Genomic DNA, 20,243 nt, shown 5'->3' with positions numbered 1-20,243 from the left:
AGGAGGTCGGGCTCGGTCACTACGAAGGACGCGGTTGGCGTGGCTTCCATCATCACGCAACCCTGTGCATCGCAGCTTACGGCTTTCTGATCGCCGAACGGGCGACGATTCCCCCCTCACGACCTCGTTCCGCCGCGCCGGTCCAGGTACCTCCCTTACCCGACAATTATCGACCCAGAGGCTCCGCCCGCGCGGCCTGAGCGCCACATCCCAAACTCGATCGCAACCATGCGCATGCGCCTGATCCAGGCGCTCATCAAAACCTTACCGCGATGTCCTTGTTGCGGCGGCGTCGCTGCTTCAAAGGGACGAAGAAAACCCATGACGCAGTAAGATTAGCCGAACCAAGCATGCGGTATTTCCACACGGACAGGCGCAAGGCGTAATCCGCCATCCTGCCCGTACCACCGCGTTACATTCTGCTATTCTGCGCCAATGCCGAACTATCGTCGCGCCTTCGTGCCGGGCGGATCCTGGTTCTTCACCGTCAACCTGCTGGACCGACGGCAAAGCCTGCTTGTCGACCACGTCGCAACGCTGCGCGAAGCGATTGCGGCGACACGTGCCGATTACGCCTTCACGATCGACGCCTTTGTGGTGCTACCCGACCACCTGCATGCGATTTGGACGCTGCCGCCCGGCGACAGCGATTTCTCGATCCGGTGGCGGTTGATCAAAATGCGCTTCGCGAAAGCCTTGCCGAAGCGGGAACAACTGAGCACCGTCCGCGTCGCACGCAACGAGCGAGGCATCTGGCAGCGTCGGTTCTGGGAACACCTGATCCGCAATGAGGACGATTACGCGCGGCACGTCGAGTATTGCTACATCATCCGGTCAAGCACGGGCTCGTCACACGCGTGCGCGACTGGTCGTATTCTTCATTCCATCGCGACGTGCGCGCAGGTTTGTTTCCCGAGGATTGGGGCGGCGACGTGGCAGCACCTGGCGAATTCGGCGAACGTGCGTGATGGGCGCGGTTCGCGTGGCCCGCGTGACCCTGCGTAGGGTGGATTGGCCGAACGAAGCGTGCGGTATCTCCACACGGATAGGTGCAAGGCGTATTCTGCCATCCCATGCATTGAGGGGTGCTTGGGGTGGCGGATTACGCCTTGTGTCCGCGTGCGTGGAGATATCGTGAACCGGGCCGGCTAATCCGCCCTACGCAGTGTTGTCAATGGCGATATTGTTCCCGCGAGGAGCCGTCGGCCACGTCCCCTTGATGCTCCCTTAAGCCTATCGCGAGACCGCAACGACCCGGCCAATCCGCATCACCGTTTCTTAGCAACTCGGCGGCATGGTGCCGGCCATGAGACTGACAGTCATGTCCAGCGCCGTGCAGCCGGGCATCCGCCGCGAACTGATCAAACTGCTGTACACGTCGATGCCGCAAGTCATGGCGATCGCCGTGACGTCGGCCATCGGTGCGATCGCGCTGGCCCTTGTCAGCGGGGATGTCGGTTATGCCCTGATCTCCTGCCTCATCCTGATCACCGCTACGGCCCGGCTGTACAGCCTCCGCCGATACAAGTCGCGATCGGCGAATTTCTCCGACGAGGACGTGCTGCGCTGGGAGCACATCTACGGTATCGGCGCGATCGCATTCTCCGTGGGGCTTGGCCTATTGTCATACCGCGCGCTCCGGCTCGGCGATGCGGCCGGGGCGTGGATCAGCTTCGGGCTGTCGATGTCCTTTTGCGTCGGCATGGTGTCCCGCGCAGCGGTGCGTCCTTGGATCGTGCTGTCGGCATCGGCCGTGCTGTTTGCGCCGACCATCGTGGCGGGCCTGCTCCGGCCGGAGCTCGCCTACAAGCTCGGCTCCTGCATGCTCTTCCTGTTCTGGATCACGCTGCGCGAGGCCTCCCGTCATCTCAGCAGGGCCTTCATCGAGCGGCTGGAGGCGCAGCAGGCGCTGGCGCGCCAGGCCCATCATGATTTCCTCACCGGATTGCCCAACCGTGCCGCGTTTCTCCTGGCGCTGGAGAAGGCGGCGGGGCGCGTCGCCATCATCGCCATCGATCTTGATGGTTTCAAATCGGTGAATGATCGCCTCGGCCATCACGCCGGAGATGCGCTGCTCCGCCAGGTCGCCGAACGACTGATCCATTGCATCGGACCGCAGGGCACCGTCGCGCGCTTTGGCGGCGATGAATTCATGCTGTTGCGCCCGGTGGAAGACGGGCCGGCCGGGAACGATGCGGCGTCGGCGCTCGCCAAACGCGTAGTCGAGGCGCTGTCGCTGCCCTTCTTTGTCTCGCACGAGCCGGCACGCATCGGCGCCAGCGCAGGCATCCTGGTGACCGAGCTTGCCTCCGACGCAACGGCCGGCACGGCGTCCTTGCTGGAACAGGTCGATCGCGCGCTCTACGTCGCCAAGCGCGCCGGCGGCGGACGCTGGCAATGGTCTGGCGACGAAGCCACTGCGCTGGATCAGGCGGTCTGAATCAGATCCGGCCAACTGCATCGGCGATGCACGCTGCGCTCCCTCTCCCGCTTGCAGGAGAGGGTTGGGGTGAGCGTGTCTCCGCGTTGGGACTCCCCAAGGGGAGAGAGCCCTCACCCGGATCGCATCTGGCGATGCGATCCGACCTCTCCCGCAAGCGGGAGAGGTGAAGGGCATCCCGCAGCATTAGCGGCCGGCCTGGTCTTCCCAGTCCTCCCATTCAACATCACTGTTGATTTCCAGATAGGCGGAAACGGCGGCGCCGACGGTCGGGAAGAAGTTGTCCTCACCAAGCTGCGCCAGCAGTCCGAATTTCTTCAGCTTGTCCTTTACGGGATCCTTGAGTTCGGCAAAACGAAGCTCGATACCCCGTGCCTGCAACGTCTCATCCAGTTTGGCAAGTGTATCGCCGGCGGTGACGTCCACGCTGGTGACAGGCTCCGCGGCGACGACCAGCCAGCGCACCGGCGTCGGCGATTTCGCCACGGCGTCGAGAACGCTCTCTTGGAAGAACTCGGCATTGGCGAAGAACAAGGGAGCATCCCACCGAAACAGGACCAGCCCAGGGATCTGGCGTGCATCCTGATATCTGGTGATGTCGTGATAACCTTTGACGCCGGGTGCGCGGCCCAATACGGCCGAGTGCGGGCGCCACCCGTCCCATAGAAACTCGGCAATGGCGATAACGATTGCCAGGCCTATTCCCGGAATGACCCCGAGCACCGCCACGCCGACAAAGCAGACCATCGATAGCCAGAACTCCCATTGCTGGATGCGATAGATCCGTTTGAGGTCGGTGACCTCGAACAAGCCGATCGCGGCGGCGATGACGACGGCGGCGAGCGCGGCGTTGGGCAAATGCTGAAGGAGGTTTGGCGCGGCCAGCAGGAGCAGGGCGATGGCCAGCGCGCCGACGACACAGGTCAGTTGCGTGCGCGCGCCGGCGGCTTCGGCGACGGGCGTGCGCGAACTGCTGCTGCTGATCGGAAATCCCTGGAAAAAGCCGGTTGCCAGATTGGCGGCGCCGAGCGCCACCATCTCCTGGTTGGGATCGGCGTGCGTGCCCAGCCGTGCGGCAAAGGCGCGCGAAAGCACGCTGGTGTCGGCGAACGATATCAGCGCGACCGCGCAACCGCCGATCATGACCGGCCATATGTCATTGTAGCCGATCATGGGAACGGCGAAGCCCGGCAATCCCTGCGGCAGAGGACCCAGAACGGTCACGCCGTATTGGGGCCCGAGACCAAGCGTGCCGACGATGACCGTCGCGGCGACCACCGCAATCAGGATGCCTGGCAGCCGCTTGTTGTTTCGGAGCAGGAGAATGATGATCAAGGTGCCGAGCCCGATCCCGAATGCGACCCAGTTGGTCTTGCCTTCAAGGATTGCATTGGCGATCGCCCGCAAGCTCCGCAACGGTCCATCGCTCTCAATGGAGAAACCGAACAGCTTCGGCAATTGGCTGATCAATACGGTCAGGGCGATTCCGTTCATATAGCCGTAGCGTATCGGCTTGGAGAGAAGCTCGGTCACAAAACCCAGGCGCGCGATGCCCGCCAGAATGCACACCGTCCCGGAAACGATCGCCATCATGCCGGCCAAGACTACGGCGCGCATGGGATCGCCACCCGACAACGGAACGACAATGCCGAGGATGACGGCTGCCAGAGCCGAGTCCGGCCCCAGCACAAGGATGCGGCTGGGGCCGAACAACGCGTAGGCCAGCAGCGGTATGATCGTTGCGTACAGACCGTAGATGCCGGGCAGGCCCGATGCTTCCGCATAGGCAATTCCAACGGGGACCAGCATGGTCGCCAGGACGATCCCGGCGAAAAGATCATGCGGAAGCGACGCCGCTTCGTATCTGCGGACGGCGTCGAGACCTGGCAGCCAGCCGCTCCAATGCTTCATCGCCGGTTACTCCCAAACCCGATCAGGCTCGCGCCATTTTCGGATCAGGCCCGACGGACATTCAAGTTGAGCGGATGGAACCGGCTGGGGCAATCACGAATTGCTCTGTTCCTCGAACGCCTTCACCGATACCGCTGCGACCTGCCGCAGCGCTTCCCGATCGGCGCCGGACGAGGCCATCACACCCATGCCGGCGTTGACAGCGGAGAGATAGCGCGCGAGCGCGGCCGGGTCGGCACTTTCCTTGAGGTCGCCCTCGGCCTTCGCCCTGACAAAGCGATCGCGTAGCTGGTTTTCGGTCTCCGCCCGGCGGGCGGCGAGTTCGAAGGGCACGTTTTCCGAACCGGTGCCGCAGGCAAGGCCGCCCTGGACCAGCAGGCAGCCGGGCGGGTTGGCCGGATCGGTCTGGGTGTCGGCGGTCCCCACCAGCATCCGCTCGGCCACCTCGCGCGCGGTCGGCGCACTTAAGATTCCTTCCATCCAGCAATTGCGCTTGGCGGTGTAGCGGTCGAGCGCCGCCTTCAAGAGGCCTTCCTTGCTGCCGAAGGCCGCGTACAGGCTGGGCGGATTTATGCTCATGGCTTCAGTGAGTTGCGCGATCGTCGCGCCCTCATAGCCATGCCGCCAGAACACTTCCATCGCCTGGTCCAGCGCCGCGTCGGCGTCGAACGCCCGGGGCCTGCCCATTGCCATTGCGTGCTCCCTGAAAATTTCTTAGCATTCGCTACATAAGTATCTTGCGGACCGACGTCCAGCTCCACATTTGTAGCGCTCACTACATTTATGGAGCGCGCGAATGCCCCCAGCCCGTATTACCCCCCGTTCTGGCCGATTCCGACGCATCGTTGGCGGTATTGTGATCGTTGGCGCCCTCGCGGCGGCCGGCTCAGTCCTTTCCGGCCGCTATTTTCTTGCCGCACAGGCCACCAGTGTGGCTGCCGCGCCGGAGCAGGCCGTCGCCGTGACGGTCGCGGCGATCGAGCCCCGACAGGCCAATCTGTGGGACGATTTCTCCGGCCGGCTCGAGGCCATCGACCGCGTCGAGCTGCGGCCGCGCGTCGCCGGCGCCATCCTGGCGACCAACTTCACCGAGGGCTCGCTGGTTAAGGCTGGCGATGTCCTGTTCAAGATCGATCCCGCGCCTTATGCCGCTGAGGTCGACAAGGCCAAGGCGCAGCTCGAGGCCGCCAAGGCGCGTGTGGTCTTCACCACCAGCGAACTCGAGCGCGGCGCACAACTCGTCGGCAACGCGGTCGTGACCCGGCGCGACTATGACCAGCGCGACAATGCCAATCGCGAGGCGATTGCCAACGTCAAGGCCGCCGAAGCGACGCTGCAAACCGCAAAGCTCAATCTCGACTATACCGAAGTGCGCGCGCCCGTGGACGGCCGCGTCGGCAAGTTCGAGGTCACCGTCGGCAATCTTGTCGCCGCCGGCACGGCCTCGCCGGTATTGACCTCGCTGGTCTCGATCAATCCGATCTATGCCAGCTTCGATGCCGACGAAGAGGTGGTGCTGCGCGCGTTGAACTCGATCGCCGATAGCTCCGGCATCCGCGGCAATCTCGACCGGATCCCGGTCGAGATGACGACCTCCGGAGGCACCACCGCCAAGGGCCACATCCAGCTCATCGACAACCAGGTCAACGGCCAGAGCGGCACCATCCGCGTGCGCGCGGTGTTCCGCAATGACGACGGCCGCCTGATCCCGGGTCAGTTCGCCCGCGTGCGCATGGGCCAGCCCGAGAGGCAGACGCTTGTGCTCGTAGACGAGCGCGCGATCGGCACCGACCAGGACAAGAAATTCGTGATGGTAGTCGGCGACGACAGCCGTGCGGTCTACCGTCCGATCGCACTCGGCGGCACCGTCGACGGCCTGCGCATCGTCACCTCGGGCCTGAAATCCGGCGAGCGCATCGTCGTCAATGGCCTGCAGCGCGTGCGCCCCGGCGCTCTCCTCAAATTGGAGGTCGCCGAAATGGGCGCGCGCGGCACGCAGCAGGCCGCCAATGAAGATAACAGGCACGTGGTGCAGCGCTAAGGATTTGCTGCGCGCAGGGGCATAGCTATGAATCTTTCGAAATTTTTCATCGACCGGCCGATCTTCGCGGGCGTGCTGTCGGTCCTGATTTTCCTCGCCGGCCTGATCTCGCTGTTCGCGATGCCGATCTCGGAATATCCCGATGTCGTGCCGCCGTCGGTCGTGGTGCGCGCGACCTATCCCGGCGCCAATCCGAAGGTGATCGCGGAAACGGTCGCCACCCCGATCGAGGAGCAGATCAACGGCGTCGAGAACATGCTCTATATGAGCAGCCAGGCGACCACGGACGGCGCGATGACGCTGACGGTGACCTTCCGCCTCGGTACCGATCCCGACAAGGCGACGCAGCTGGTGCAGAACCGCGTGCAGCAGGCCGAGCCGCGGCTGCCGGCGGTGGTGCGCCAGCTCGGCATCATCACCAAGAAGAGTTCGCCCGACCTCACCATGGTCGTGCACTTGCTGTCGCCGAACAACCGCTACGACATGACGTATTTGCGCAACTACGCGGTGCTCAACGTCAAGGACCGGCTGGCGCGGATCGATGGCGTCGGCGACGTCCAGCTTTATGGCGCCGGCGACTATTCGATGCGGGTCTGGGTCGATCCGCAGAAGGCCGCCGAGCACGGCCTGACCGCCAGCGACATCGTCAAGGCGATCCAGGCGCAGAACGTGGAGGCCGCCGCCGGCGTGGTCGGCTCCTCGCCGAGCGTCAAGGGCATTGACCTGCAGCTTTCCGTCAATGCCGAAGGCCGGCTCGCCAGCGAAGAGCAGTTCGCCGAAATCGTGGTGAAGACCGGTGCGCGGGGCGAGGTGGTGCGCCTGCGCGACGTCGCGCGCATCGAGCTCGGGGCCTCCGAATATGGCCTGCGCTCCTTGCTCGACAACAAGCAGGCGGTCGCGATCCCGATCAACCAGGCGCCTGGCTCCAACGCCCTTGATATCTCCACCAAGGTCCGCGCCACCATGGCCGAGATCAAGAAGAACATGCCTGACGGCGTCGACTATCAGATCGTCTACGATCCCACGCAGTTCGTGCGATCCTCGATCGAAGCGGTGGTTCATACGCTCTTGGAAGCGATCGTGCTGGTCGTCCTGGTCGTGATCCTGTTCCTGCAGACCTGGCGCGCCTCGATCATTCCGCTGCTCGCGGTGCCGGTGTCGATCGTCGGCACCTTCGCGGTGATGCACGTGTTCGGCTTCTCCATCAACGCGCTCAGCCTGTTCGGTCTGGTGCTCGCGATCGGCATCGTCGTCGACGACGCCATCGTCGTGGTCGAGAACGTCGAGCGCAACATCGGGGCCGGGCTTTCTCCGAGGGACGCCACCTACCAGGCGATGAAGGAAGTGTCTGGGCCGATCATCGCGATCGCACTGGTCCTGATCGCGGTGTTCGTGCCGCTCGCCTTCATCTCCGGCCTCACCGGGCAGTTCTACAAGCAGTTCGCGCTGACGATCGCGATCTCGACCGTGATCTCGGCGATCAACTCCCTGACGCTGTCGCCGGCGCTGTCGGCGCTGCTGCTGAAGGGCCATCACGAGCCCAAGGACAGGCTCACGCTCGTCCTCGACAAGGGCCTGGGCTGGTTCTTCCGCGGCTTCAACCGCGTCTTCACGCGCTCCTCGGAGAATTACGGCCGTAGCGTCAGCAAGGTGATCTTCGGCAAGGCCGCCGTGATGGGCCTCTATGTGCTCCTGATCGGCGTCACCGCCGTGCTGTTCAGGCAGGTGCCGAGCGGCTTCGTCCCCGGCCAGGACAAGCAGTACCTCGTCGGCTTTGCGCGGTTGCCCGATGGCGCGACGCTCGATCGCACCGAAGAGGTCATCCGTAAGATGAGCGACATCGCGCTGACTCAGCCGGGTGTGCAGAGCTCGGTGGCGTTCCCGGGGCTGTCGATCTCCGGCTTCACCAATTCCTCCAATGCCGGCATCGTGTTCTCGACGCTGAAGCCGTTCGACGAGCGCAAGAGCTCTTCGCTCAGCGGCAATGCGATCGCCGCCGAACTCAACAAGAAATATGCCGGCATCCAGGAAGCCTTCATCGCGATGTTCCCGCCGCCGCCGGTCAACGGCCTAGGGACCATCGGCGGCTTCAAGCTGCAGATCGAGGATCGCGCCGGCCTCGGCTATGATGCGCTCAACGACGCGACCAAGGCGTTCATGGCGGCGATGTCGAAGGCGCCGGAGATCGCGGGCCTGTTCTCGAGCTTCCAGGTCAACGTGCCCCAGCTCTATGCCGACATCGACCGCACCAAGGCGCTGCAGCTCGGCGTGCCCGTGACGGAGGTCTTCAATACGCTCCAAATCTATTTGGGCTCGTACTACGTCAACGACTTCAACAAATTCGGCCGCACCTATTCGGTCTATGTCCAGGCCGACGCGCCGTTCCGCGCCCGCGCCGACGACATCAGGCAGTTGAAGGTGCGCTCGGCCTCCGGCGACATGGTGCCGCTGTCGGCGCTGCTCAAGATCCGCCAGAGCGCGGGTCCCGAGCGGGCGATCCGCTACAACGGCTTCCTGTCCTCGGACATCAACGCCGCCGCCGCGCCCGGCTATTCCTCCGGCCAGGCGCAGGAAGCGGCGACGCGGATTGCCGCCGAAGTGCTGCCGCCGGGCTTTGCCTTCGAATGGACCGACCTGACCTATCAGGAGTTCATCGCCGGCAATTCCGGCATGTGGGTCTTCCCGCTCGCGATCCTGCTGGTCTTCCTGGTGCTGGCAGCGCTCTATGAGAGCCTGACGCTACCGCTCGCGATCATCATGATCGTGCCGATGGGACTGTTGGCCGCGATGTTCGGCGTCTGGTTCTCGGGTGGCGACAACAACATCTTCACCCAGATCGGCCTGATCGTGCTGGTGGGATTGTCGGCGAAGAACGCGATCCTGATCGTCGAGTTCGCGCGCGAGTTGGAATTCGCCGGCCGTTCGCCGATCCGCGCCGCGATCGAGGCAAGCCGCTTGCGGCTTCGTCCGATCCTGATGACGTCGATGGCGTTCATCATGGGCGTGCTGCCGCTGGTGCTATCGACTGGCGCCGGCTCCGAGATGCGGCGCGCGATGGGCGTTGCGGTGTTCTCGGGCATGATCGGCGTCACGATCTTCGGTCTGTTCCTGACGCCGGTATTCTATGTGTTGCTCCGCAGCGCCACCGGCATGAAGCCGTTAACGCATCACGGCGAAGCTACCGTTCCTGCAAAGGCACACGCGGCGTGATGTCGCGTGTGCCGAGAGCGTGATCGCGCTCTAACAAGATGAAGCGGGATGGTTTCGAGGAAAAACCATCCCGCTGCAGTCCCAGCTTCAGGCGGCGAGATCCTGCAGCAGTTTCGACGAACCGCGGACCAGCACCTTGCGTCCGGCAGGCGTCAACGCCAGCGAATCGCCGCGCATCGCGACGAGCCCGAGCGTGATCAGGCTTTCGACCGCAAACCTGCTTATTCTCGAAGGGTTTGCTGCAGGTGCACGCAACGCTTTGAGAACTTCCCACTGATCCGTTGTCAGCTCGTAGTCGAATTCGTCGTTCATGGTGCCTCGGATTCGTTAACCATCGACGGGGCGGGTATTACCCAGCACTCGTGAAGAACATGCGACTAGATGGAGTCAGGATTTCGAATTACGGGGAAAGACCGTCACATCATCGTGTGGCTGGAATCTTTCAATATTTTCAACGTATCCATTGAATCTTAACCACGCAGGACAGCAACGCTGCCGCTTCTCTTTTCGTGGGGGCGCGCGAGGTTCGTAGCCCCCATGAAGCGAAACGCAACCCGCAACATCTGCGTCCACATTCGCAAGCGAGCCCGGGGTTCCGCTGGCGCTTGACCGGGCTGCGAGATCAACCGCGCCGTACGCTGGCACCGCCATCCACAGGCAAGGTTACTCCGGTAATAAAACTCGCTTCGTCTGAAGCCAGAAACAGCGCGGCATTGGCGACGTCCCAGCCGGTGCCCATCTTCTGCCGCAGCGGCACCTTGCTGTCGCGCTCCGCCTCGACTTCGGCACGGCTCTTCTTGAATTCGCGGGCGCGGGTGTCGACTGCCATCGGCGTGTTCATCAGGCCGGGCAGGATCACATTGGCGCGAACGCCGTATTGCGCGTTCTGATAGGCGAGCTGTTCGGTGAAGGCGATCATCGCCGATTTCGTCGCCTTGTAGGCAACGTAAGGGTAGGTCGTGATCGCAGCCATCGACGAGATGTTGATGATGGCGCCGCTCTTCTGCGCGCGCATGATCGGGATCACATGCTTGGCGGCGAGGATGCAGCTCTTGAGGTTGATCGCGACGCAGCGGTCGAACGCCTCTTCGCTGATCTCGAGCAGTTCGGCATCGCCGCCGGAGAGGCTGACTCCGACATTGTTGTGCAGGATGTCGACCTTGCCCCAGCGCTGATGGGCATCCGCCACCATCGCCTTGATCTCGGAATTCTTCGTCACGTCGGCCCTGAAGGCTGCAGCGGTGCCGCCCTTCGCCGCGATCATGTCGACGGTCTCCTGCGCCGAATCCAGATGGTAGTCGACGCACAGCACCTTGGCGCCTTCACGCGCGAAGGTGAGCGCGGTAGCGCGGCCGTTGCCGATGCCCTCGCCGGGGCTCTGGCCTGCGCCGACGACAATGGCGACACGATCTTGAAGGCGCATCTCGTTTCACTCCCGCTTTTCGTACTTGCCCATCGGGGTTGTCCCCGTTTGACGATAGCGTTTCAAAGATGCGCGGGACCGGCAAGGGGGCGGGACATGCCGTGAGATATGCTGTCAGGCCATGAATGCAGGCCCTTCAACGCATAGCAAAACGGTGCATTTTATGCAGCCATAAAAAGCCTGCACGAACGGGGAGCGAATCATGTCGGTGATGGAAGTTGGCCTGGACGACAAGTACCGGTTGGACGTCAAACGCATCTTCCTTTCCGGTACCCAGGCGCTGGTTCGGCTTCCCATGTTGCAGCGCGAGCGCGATCGCGCGCAGGGCCTCACGACCGCGGGCTTCATCTCCGGCTATCGGGGCTCGCCGCTCGGCATGTACGATCACACGCTGTGGCGGGCAAAATCTTTCCTCAAGCAGCATGACATCGCCTTCGTTCCCGGCCTCAACGAGGATCTGGCGGCGACCGCGGTGTGGGGCAGCCAGCAGGTCGGCATGTTTCCGGGCGCCAAGGTCGATGGCGTGTTCGGCATCTGGTACGGCAAGGGCCCCGGCGTCGACCGCTCGCTCGATGCGCTGAAGCATGCCAATTCGGCCGGCACCTCGCGAAACGGCGGCGTCATCGCGCTCGCGGGTGACGACCATGGCTGCCAGTCCTCGACGCTCGCGCATCAGAGCGAGCAGGTGTTCGCGGCAGCGCTGATGCCGGTCGTCAATCCCGCCACGCTGCAGGATTACCTCGACCTTGGCATCCTCGGCTTCGCGTTGTCGCGCTATAGCGGCTGCTGGATCGGCTTCAAGGCCATCTCGGAGACGGTGGAGAGCTCGGCCTCGATCATCAGCGATCCCGATCGCATCCGGATCGTGACGCCAGATGATTTCGAGATGCCGCCGGATGGCCTCTCCATCCGCTGGCCGGATGCGCCGCTCGAACAGGAGCGGCGCCTGCACGGCCCGAAGATGCAGGCCGTCGCTGCCTTTGCCCGCGCCAACCGGTTCGACCGCATCGTGCTCGACTCCAGGCCGGCGCGGCTCGGCATCATGGCGACCGGCAAGGCCTATCTCGATTTGCGCCAGGCGCTCGCCGAACTCGGCATCAGCGACGCCGAAGCACAAGCGCTGGGCCTTCGCATCTACAAGGTCGCGCTGACCTGGCCGCTCGAGGAATCCGGCGCACGCGCCTTTGCCGAAGGCTTGCAGGATGTGCTCGTAGTCGAGGAGAAGCGCGGCTTCATCGAGGAGCAGCTCGTCCGCATCCTCTACAATGTCGATGCCTCCAAGCGCCCGTCAGTGGTCGGCAAGCGCGACGAGAGCGGCGCGGTGCTGCTGCCGAGCGAAGGCGAGCTGACGCCGACCATGGTCGCCGCCGCCGTCGTCGCGCGACTGCGCAAGCTCGGCCATCGCAGCCCGATGCTGGAGCAGCGGCTGGCCAAGCTCGAAGCTTTCGACCGGCCGGCCGAGGGCATCGGTGAAGCGAAACTTCAGCGCACACCCTATTTCTGCTCGGGCTGCCCGCACAACACTTCGACCAAGATTCCGGAAGGCAGCCGCGCCATGGCCGGCATCGGCTGCCACGGCATGGCGCTGTCGATCCCGGCGCGGCGCACCGCGACCATCTCGCATATGGGCGCGGAGGGTGTGGCCTGGATCGGACAGGCGCCATTCACCGACGAGAAGCACGTCTTCCAGAATCTCGGCGACGGCACCTACACCCATTCGGGCCTGCTGGCACTGCGCGCCGCCGCCGCCGCCGGCGTCAACATCACCTACAAGATCCTCTATAACGATGCGGTCGCAATGACCGGCGGCCAGCCGGCCGAGGGCAGTTTCACGGTGTCGCAGATCGCGCATCAGGTCGCCGCCGAAGGCACCAAGCGCATCGCCATCGTCTCCGACGATCCCACGAAATATCCCGCCAACTATTTCCCCACTGGTGCCACCATCCATCACCGCCGCGAGCTCGATGCCGTGCAGCGCGAACTGCGCGACGTCGCGGGCCTCACGGTCCTGATCTACGACCAGACCTGTGCGGCGGAGAAGCGCCGTCGCCGCAAGCGTGGGCTCTATCCCGATCCGCCGAAGCGCGTCTTCATCAACGAGCGCGTCTGCGAGGGCTGCGGCGATTGCTCGGTGCAGTCGAACTGCGTCTCGGTGCAACCGCTCGAAACCGAGCTCGGCCGCAAGCGCCGCATCGACCAGTCCAACTGCAACAAGGATTTCTCCTGCATCGAAGGCTTCTGCCCGAGCTTCGTCACCGTCCATGATCCCAAGCTGCGCAAGGCCGACCGCGCCGCCACCGACCCGTCGGCGCTGTTTGCGGACCTGCCGACGCCGCAGCCGCAAGTATTGTCCGGCCCCTACAACATCCTCGTCACCGGCATCGGCGGCACGGGCGTCATCACCATCGGCGCGCTGCTCGGCATGGCGGCCCATGTCGAGGGACTGGCCTGCTCGACGCTCGATTTCACCGGCCTGTCGCAGAAGAACGGCGCGGTCATGAGCCACGTCCGGCTCGCGCCACGTGCAGAGGATCTCGCCAGCGTCCGCATCGCCGCCGGCGGCGCCAATCTGATCCTCGGCTGCGACATCGTGGTCGCCACCAGCGTCGCGGCGCTGAGCCGGGCCGAACGCGGCGTCACGCGCGCGATCGTCAATGCGGATTTGTTGCCGACCGCAAGCTTCGTGATGAATCCCGACCTCGATTTCGAGGCGGGCGCGATGCGTGACGCGCTGAGTGAAGCCGTCACCTCGTCCGACCTCGACATCCTCGACGCCACCGGGCTTGCCACCGCGCTGATGGGCGACAGCATCGCCACCAACGCCTTCCTGCTCGGCTTCGCCTTCCAGAGCGGCGCGGTGCCGATGTCGCTGGAGGTGCTGATGAAGGCGATCGAACTCAACGGCGCCGCGGTCGACATGAACAAGATGGCCTTCTCCTGGGGCCGGCTCGCCGCGCACGATCTGGCGCGCGTCGTCACCGCCGCGCGCTTCAAGACCTCGAGCGCGTCACCGGCACGGCGCACGCTCGACGAGATCATCGCCTTCCGCGCCAAGTTCCTTACCGACTATCAGGACGAGGCCTATTCGCAGCGCTACCTCGCCGACGTCGCGCGGGTGCGCGCCGCCGAAACCGCGGCGGCTCCCGGTTCGCACGAACTGACGGAAGCCTTCGCCAAGGGGCTGTTCAAGCTGATGGCCTACAAGGATGAGTACGAGGTCGCCCGGCTCTATACCGATGGCGAATTCGCGAAGGCGTTGAAGGAGCAGTTCGACGGCGAGTCTGGCCTGAAGGTGCTGCTCGCCCCGCCGCTGTTCGCCCGCCGCGACAAGGTCACCGGACATCTGCAGAAGCGCGAGTTCGGGCCCTGGGTGTTCAGCGCGTTCAAGCTGCTGACGCGGCTGAAAGGCTTGCGCGGCACCGCGCTCGATATCTTCGGCTACACCGCCGAGCGGCGGATGGAGCGGGCGCTCCCGGGCGAATATTCGGCGATGATCCTCCGCCAGCTCGACAAGAAGCCGCTCGATGTGCCGCGGCTGGTGGCGCTCGCCAAGGCTGCCGAGCTGGTACGCGGCTACGGCCACATCAAGGAAGCCAACGTCGCGCGCTACCGCCAGGAGTGCCAGCGGCTCGAAGCCGCGCTTCAAGCCCCGGTCGCGCAGGCAGCCGAATAGGTTCCGGTCCGGTTCTCAAGCCACATCTTGGGCCGCAGGAAGCAACCTGCGGCCATTACTTTCGTTGATCAGTAACCGTGCTCGCGGGATCGGCTGGAATTGTCCGGCCGGCCTCCTACATTATGGGCATGTTCCATTGGAGTCATTTCGGAGGCGTTCGGTGAGCTCCAGAAACGCAGTTCTGGCCGCCGTTGGCACCGCCGCCCTGGTCCTGAGCGTCCCGGCGATGGCGGAGGATTATCGCCCCGGCGACTATTTCAATCTCGATCTCTCCAAGGCGGTGCTGTCGCCCAAGCGCCTCGGCCCGCCGGCCGAGTTCGCACCGGTTCCCGTCGAAGCCAAGAGTGATCACAGTGATGCTGCGCACGTGGTCGCGGAACCGAAACCGGTGCAGACGACGAGGGTCAGGGCGGCGCGTGCCGTGCCTGCGCCTGGGCGGTCGGTACGCACGGAGCGCCGTGTTCCCGCCCGCGCCAAGCTCTCTCGCCGCCACGGCAACCCGCTCGACGCCCAGGCCCGCGATACTCGTATCCAGACTTGGCCGTGCCGTTCCGGCGGCATCTGCAACTGGCAGTGATCGGCTGACATCTCGGAAGAATGGATGGCCGTCGTTCCAAAGGGGGTCGCTGGCAGCGACCCCCTTTGGGTGATTGCTGGACTCTAATGTGTCCGTCTGTATGGCCACAGCGAGCCGGGCAGACTTCTTTCCGCCCGCCTGCGGACGATCTGCTCGTCGTTGATGATCTCCTGGATTGCCGCGCGCTGCGAGGGCGACGCCGCCGTAGCAAGTTCCTGTCGCAGGCTTTGCAGAGAGGAGGTGCCGAGCGCCAGCGGTGCGGGCGCGGCCTTGCGCAGGGCAAACAACTCGGCTGTCACCGGTTGCCCGGCAGGCGCTCCTTCAAGGTCGCGGCACAGATGGTCCTTGAGGAGAGCGGCACGGAACGGGATGAAGCTTCTCGAAAGCGCCTCGGAGAGCTTGCTGTCTTCGTCGATGTGCACGAAGTTCAACGTCTTCGGCCAGAAGACGTTCGGCGCGATCTCTAGGCGGAATCCTGCCGGACGTGTAACGCCTTCGGGTTGATGGCAGCCGTGGCACGTGAGAGCTGTCGCGCGGTTGATGACCTGCTGGATCGTGAGGTCGGAGCCGAGTGGCTTCTTGGCCTGGTCGATACCGTTTTGAAATCCGCTGTCCGGCTTTGGAATATCCGCGTCGCCTTGCGAGGTGCTCTCGAACTCGTCGAATTCCGCCGTCAGTCCCTGGCCGAAACCGAAGCCGTGCGCCATCTGGATTTCGGTCGATAACGCGCGCACGGCGTCGCCACTGCCGACCGCATTGTTGGAGACCAGACTCTTCAGCATCTCCTTCTTGAAGCGGTCCTGGAAATCTGCGAGTTCAGCCGCGCCACGATTGGGCTCGGGTAGCGTGGACGCCTTTGTGGTGTCGTAGAATTCCGTAAGCGGGTTGTCCTTGACGGTCACGACGTCGAACGCAAGGCGATCGCCGTGCTTGCGCAGCAGCCATTCGCGTAGCTGCCAGGGGTTTGCGGGACCGTTGATGAAGAGGTTCGCTCGAACCTGTCCGCGATTTGAGCCTCCCAGGTTTTCGAAGCTCATCGGCGGGATTGGGAGCCGTCCGAACGTTCCCATGTCACCGTCGAAGTAGAACTTCTGCAGCGCATCCGCTCGTTGCTGGGCCGATTTGTCGATCAGGCTGGCCCAAAACTCGGCCACAGGTCGGCAGTCGCTTTCGGTAAGCTGCTCGTTTTCATTCTTGAGCTCTTTGGGCGTCACCTTGCCCTCAAAGATGATCAATAGGCGCCTGCCTGCCTGCGGCTTTTTCGCGAATACAATTCGGGCTTCCCCGCAATGTCCTGCCGGAAAATTGGAAAGATCGAAGCGGTTGAAGAATCCGACGGGAACGATGGAATCGTCGCCTTGATCGGCGACCAGATCCGCGGGGCGCAGTTGGGCCTCGCCGGGCCGCGCGCTGACCTTCATCCGGAGATGGCTCTTCGGTTGTCGCTCATCACCGTCGACCGTGCGGAAGCTGTCGACCATGGTGGTGACGAGCGCTTCCGGCTTTTGCTTGCTGTTGGCTTTGGTCAATATCGCCTGCAACGTATTGGCGAATTTGAACTTGGCCGCCAGATCGGCATCCACCGTGCCGTCGGACGACTTGACTTGAATGACCATCGTCTTGAGTCTCTGGTCTTCAGACGTCTGGTCGAATTTGGAGCACCAGGTGGAAACGCCCTGTCCCACGGCGGGGAGACTCAGAGAAAGCAGGAGCCCGGCGCCCACAGCTGTGGCGCACGAATAGCGTTCGAAAACAGCCATTGATATCGCCTTTTTTCTGAAATCAGTTAAACAACCAAACATTGCAATTATATCAATTTGCGCGCGAGATGAAAGGCGGTTGACTGGAGCGATCGCGGAAATCGATAGGACTTTTAGTCACACTCTCGAACGACCGGCGAGCAATGCCGCCTCGTCCGTTAGAGGCACATCTGAGCGCTGTATTTTTAGGCAGCCGCAAGGGTCGCTACATCCCGATGGCTGGGTTGTTCCAACCCAACTTGTTGCCGGGGCATCTATCGGCCAAGCTTGGTATGCATCCCACCGGCACTGCTTTTCTTCGAACCAATGCGTTACGCGCGATCTCCGTTTGCCGGCGGTCGGCGCCTCAGGAGTTATCATGGACAATCTGCAAACTCAGGGCATCAGTCTGCCCCGGCTAGGGCTCGGTACTTTTCGCATGCAGGGTGACACCTGTCGCGCGGCGGTCGAAAGCGCGCTCGCGCTCGGCTACCGCCACATCGATACCGCCGAGATGTACGGCAACGAAGAAGCGATCGGTGCGGCCCTGTCGAGCGCCGCCATCGCCCGCAACGATCTGCACATCACCACGAAGGTCTGGCACGACAATCTGGCGCCGGATGCGATCCAGCGGGCGTTCGATGCCAGCCTGAAGAAATTGCGCGTTGACCATGTCGATCTCTATCTCGTGCACTGGCCGTCGCGGAACATGAGGCTATCAGCAATCTTCGAGACTCTGATGAGACTGAAGGAGGAGGGGCGGACCCGCGCCATCGGCGTTGCCAACTTCACCACGGCGCTGCTGAAGACGGTGGTCGAGGAGATCAAGGCGCCGATCGCCTGCAATCAGCTTGAGTATCACGTGATGCTCGATCAGGGCGCGGTGCTGAAATATCTCGCTGCCAAGTCGATTCCGCTGGTCGCCTATTGCCCGCTTGCGCAGGGGCGGGTGGCCTCCGACGAGACGTTGGCGAAGATCGGCGCCAAGCACGGTGCAAGTGCCGCACAGGTCGCGCTGAAATGGCTGCTCGATCAGCCCGGTGTCGCCGCGATACCAAAGGCCTCGCGCCGCGAGAGCCAGAAAGCCAATCTCGACGCGCTGACGATCAACCTCGATGACGAAGACCGCAAGGCGATAGCCGCGTTGCCGAAGGACCGCCGCTGCGTCAACCCCAGCTTCGCCCCGGCGTGGGATCGATAAGGCTGCACCCAAGACAGCAAGCGCAAGACAAGTCGACTATCTTCTCACCACACTCCACAGTGATGACCCGCGCAGTCGTAGGATGGGGTAGAGCGCAGCGAAACCCATCATCGCGCGGCTTGCTCCATCGCGATGGGTTTCGCTGCGCTCTACCCATCCTACGTCGCATCGCATGCCTGCAAAAAAGGAATGGCCCCTTGCGGAGCCATTCCTGTTCACGCCTCAGTAGCCGCGATGGTGATGATGCTTCTTGATGATCACCACCTTGTCGTGATGGCGATGATGCCAGCCGGGGCCGCGCATCTCGGCGTGAGCGCCGCGCCAGTGACGATGATGGTCGCCACGCTTGACCACGACCGTCTCTGCACTGGCGATCGACGGAACTGCGACGGCAATCGCGCCGAGCGCTGCAAAGACATAAGCAAGCTTCTTCATGATGTTCTCCTCAATGGTGCCGAGACTAAACGGCACTTCCCGCAGAAACGTTCCGCAGGAATTTGAGGAGAATCCTGAACAGATGTTCAGTTAACGCTTATGCCGAGCCCTCTAGCCGTCATTGCGAGCGGAGCGAAGCAATCCATCGATCCAGTTAGCGCATGCATGGATTGCTTCGTCGCTTCGCTCCTCGCAATGACGGAGGCAAAAGCCGATGGTCCCATCGCTACGGGGCTGCGTTCAGCCCTGCGCGCGCTCGATATTGCCGCTGCGCGTCGGCACGCCGAACTCGCGCCTGCAGACGTCGGCGAGAACAGCCACGCCTTCGCGGATCTGCTGATGCGAGGGGCTCGCAAAGCACAGCCGCAGCCGGCTGCCGGACCACGCCTTGTTGGTCGACCATTCCGGTCCCGGATTGATGGAGACGCCGGCAGCGAGCGCCGCCTGGTAAAGTTTCAGCGTATCGACATGATCGGGGAGCTTGACCCAGAGAAAGATGCCGCCCTTCGGCTCCGCGAATTCCGCCACGGTGCCGAACTGCTCGTTGAGCGCCTCCATCAGCGTATCGAGCTTGGCGCGCAGGCCGCGCGTCAGCTCCGGCACATGGGTCGCAAAATGCGGTGCGCAATATTCGGCGAGCACCATCTGTTCCAGCGCGCCGGAGCCTGCATCGGTCTTCAGCGCCAGCATCCGCGACATCACCTCCCAGGGCGCGACCATGAAGCCGACGCGCAGGGCGGGAGCGATCGATTTCGAGAACGAACCGATATGGATCACGCCGCCCTGCCGGCTCATGGCGTAGATCGCGGGCGGGCGCTCGCCGCTCCAGGTGAGGTCGGCGTAGCAGTCGTCCTCGAAGATCGGCACGCCATAGTCGCGCGACAGCTTCAGCATCTCGGCGCGGCGGCTCTCGGGCAGGATCGTGCCGGTCGGGTTCTGCACGGTCGGGATGGTGTAGATGTATTTCGGCGTGATGCCCCGCCGCTTGTGGTCGGCGAGCGCGGCAGCCAGCGCATCGATCCGGATGCCGTCCTGGTCGAGGGGAATGCCGACCGCATTGACGCCGAGCCGCGTCAGCCGGTTCAGCGAGCCCTGATAGGTCTCTTGCTCGATCAGCACGGTGTCGCCCCGCGCAAGCAGGGTGTGGTTGACGAGGTCGAGCGCCTGCAGCGAGCCGGAGACGATCAATATGTCATCGGCCGTGCAGTCGATACCGGCATCGCGCTTGAGCTTGCCAGTGAGGAATTCCCGCAACGGCCGATAGCCCTGCGGGCCGTGGGCGAGGTTGTAGGTCGCGAGCGCCTTGCCCTCGCGCTTGAGCACCGCATTGACCGCCTCGATCAGCCCGTCGAGCGGAACCCCGTCCGGATCGTTGTTGCCGCCGACAAAGCTGTACTTGGCAAGCCCGGTCCACTTGGCGGCCGGCGCTGGCAGGCCGGCGGGCAACAGCGGCGCGAAATCGAATTGGGTCGAGGCGGACATCGACGAAGACATGGACATTCACTCCCGTGTTGTTGTCGTTGAGAGGCCCAAGGCAAAGGCCTTCCTGGTCTTTTATTTTGAGCATGATCTCCGCGCAAACGCGCGTTTGTC

At 63.5% G+C, this 20,243-nt stretch carries 13 protein-coding genes and 2 pseudogenes; 8 read left to right on the top strand and 7 right to left on the bottom strand.

The window, feature by feature from the left end; all coding sequences use genetic code 11:
• The 3 genes and pseudogenes from K288_RS50860 to K288_RS0126585 form a co-directional block, all read left to right on the top strand.
• Positions 1-200: pseudogene (locus K288_RS50860) on the top strand (IS701 family transposase); the annotation flags it as partial.
• 235 nt (positions 201-435) lie between these two features.
• Positions 436-968 (top strand): annotated as a pseudogene (locus K288_RS46610) (transposase).
• Between the two features lie 338 nt (positions 969-1,306).
• Positions 1,307-2,440: a GGDEF domain-containing protein gene (locus tag K288_RS0126585; RefSeq protein WP_043160765.1), complete on the top strand. Its 1,134-nt coding sequence runs from the start codon at positions 1,307-1,309 to the stop codon at positions 2,438-2,440.
• Positions 2,441-2,626: 186 nt separating this feature from the next.
• Here the strand turns inward: K288_RS0126585 and sulP are convergent, their stop codons facing one another.
• Together sulP and K288_RS0126575 are read right to left on the bottom strand one after the other, a co-directional pair.
• A complete protein-coding gene (sulP, locus tag K288_RS0126580; RefSeq protein WP_027582310.1) occupies positions 2,627-4,351 on the bottom strand; it encodes a sulfate permease in 1,725 nt (574 codons plus the stop codon).
• Between the two features lie 93 nt (positions 4,352-4,444).
• Positions 4,445-5,044: a TetR/AcrR family transcriptional regulator gene (locus tag K288_RS0126575; protein ID WP_027582309.1), complete on the bottom strand. Its 600-nt coding sequence runs from the start codon at positions 5,042-5,044 to the stop codon at positions 4,445-4,447.
• Positions 5,045-5,147: 103 nt separating this feature from the next.
• Between K288_RS0126575 and K288_RS0126570 the strand changes: the two genes are divergently transcribed.
• Both K288_RS0126570 and K288_RS0126565 read left to right on the top strand, forming a co-directional pair.
• Positions 5,148-6,392 carry an efflux RND transporter periplasmic adaptor subunit gene (locus K288_RS0126570; RefSeq protein ID WP_027582308.1) on the top strand — a complete coding sequence of 415 codons (1,245 nt, stop codon included), beginning with the start codon at positions 5,148-5,150 and terminating at the stop codon, positions 6,390-6,392.
• Between the two features lie 27 nt (positions 6,393-6,419).
• Positions 6,420-9,602 carry a multidrug efflux RND transporter permease subunit gene (locus tag K288_RS0126565; RefSeq protein ID WP_027582307.1) on the top strand — a complete coding sequence of 1,061 codons (3,183 nt, stop codon included), beginning with the start codon at positions 6,420-6,422 and terminating at the stop codon, positions 9,600-9,602.
• 87 nt (positions 9,603-9,689) lie between these two features.
• On the opposite strand, the gene K288_RS0126560 is transcribed toward K288_RS0126565, so the two are convergent.
• Entirely contained in the window at positions 9,690-9,914 is a 225-nt protein-coding gene (locus K288_RS0126560; RefSeq protein ID WP_027582306.1) for a hypothetical protein, read from the bottom strand.
• Between the two features lie 310 nt (positions 9,915-10,224).
• Positions 10,225-11,025: an SDR family NAD(P)-dependent oxidoreductase gene (locus tag K288_RS0126555; RefSeq protein WP_027582305.1), complete on the bottom strand. Its 801-nt coding sequence runs from the start codon at positions 11,023-11,025 to the stop codon at positions 10,225-10,227.
• Positions 11,026-11,227: 202 nt separating this feature from the next.
• Here K288_RS0126555 and K288_RS0126550 point away from each other — a divergent pair, with 202 nt between their 5' ends.
• A complete protein-coding gene (locus tag K288_RS0126550; RefSeq protein ID WP_027582304.1) occupies positions 11,228-14,698 on the top strand; it encodes an indolepyruvate ferredoxin oxidoreductase family protein in 3,471 nt (1,156 codons plus the stop codon).
• Positions 14,699-14,858: 160 nt separating this feature from the next.
• A complete protein-coding gene (locus K288_RS0126545) occupies positions 14,859-15,275 on the top strand; it encodes a hypothetical protein (RefSeq protein ID WP_343208533.1) in 417 nt (138 codons plus the stop codon).
• Positions 15,276-15,358: 83 nt separating this feature from the next.
• Here K288_RS0126545 and K288_RS0126540 read toward each other — a convergent pair whose 3' ends face one another.
• Positions 15,359-17,077 carry a hypothetical protein gene (locus K288_RS0126540; protein WP_160169001.1) on the bottom strand — a complete coding sequence of 573 codons (1,719 nt, stop codon included), beginning with the start codon at positions 17,075-17,077 and terminating at the stop codon, positions 15,359-15,361.
• Positions 17,078-17,393: 316 nt separating this feature from the next.
• Here K288_RS0126540 and K288_RS0126535 point away from each other — a divergent pair, with 316 nt between their 5' ends.
• On the top strand, positions 17,394-18,215 hold the full coding sequence (locus K288_RS0126535) for an aldo/keto reductase (protein WP_027582301.1): 822 nt from the start codon (positions 17,394-17,396) through the stop codon (positions 18,213-18,215).
• Positions 18,216-18,437: 222 nt separating this feature from the next.
• Here K288_RS0126535 and K288_RS0126530 read toward each other — a convergent pair whose 3' ends face one another.
• Positions 18,438-18,650 (bottom strand): hypothetical protein, encoded by a 213-nt coding sequence (locus K288_RS0126530; RefSeq protein WP_027582300.1) that lies wholly within the window; start codon positions 18,648-18,650, stop codon positions 18,438-18,440.
• Positions 18,651-18,890: 240 nt separating this feature from the next.
• Positions 18,891-20,132, bottom strand: coding sequence for a PLP-dependent aminotransferase family protein (locus K288_RS0126525; protein WP_027582299.1), 1,242 nt, complete (start codon positions 20,130-20,132; stop codon positions 18,891-18,893).
• Positions 20,133-20,243 lie beyond the last annotated feature (111 nt).

Origin of the sequence: Bradyrhizobium sp. Ai1a-2 (assembly GCF_000426245.1) — a bacterium.
Lineage (GTDB): Bacteria > Pseudomonadota > Alphaproteobacteria > Rhizobiales > Xanthobacteraceae > Bradyrhizobium.
This window is presented reverse-complemented; position numbering and strand designations above follow the sequence as displayed.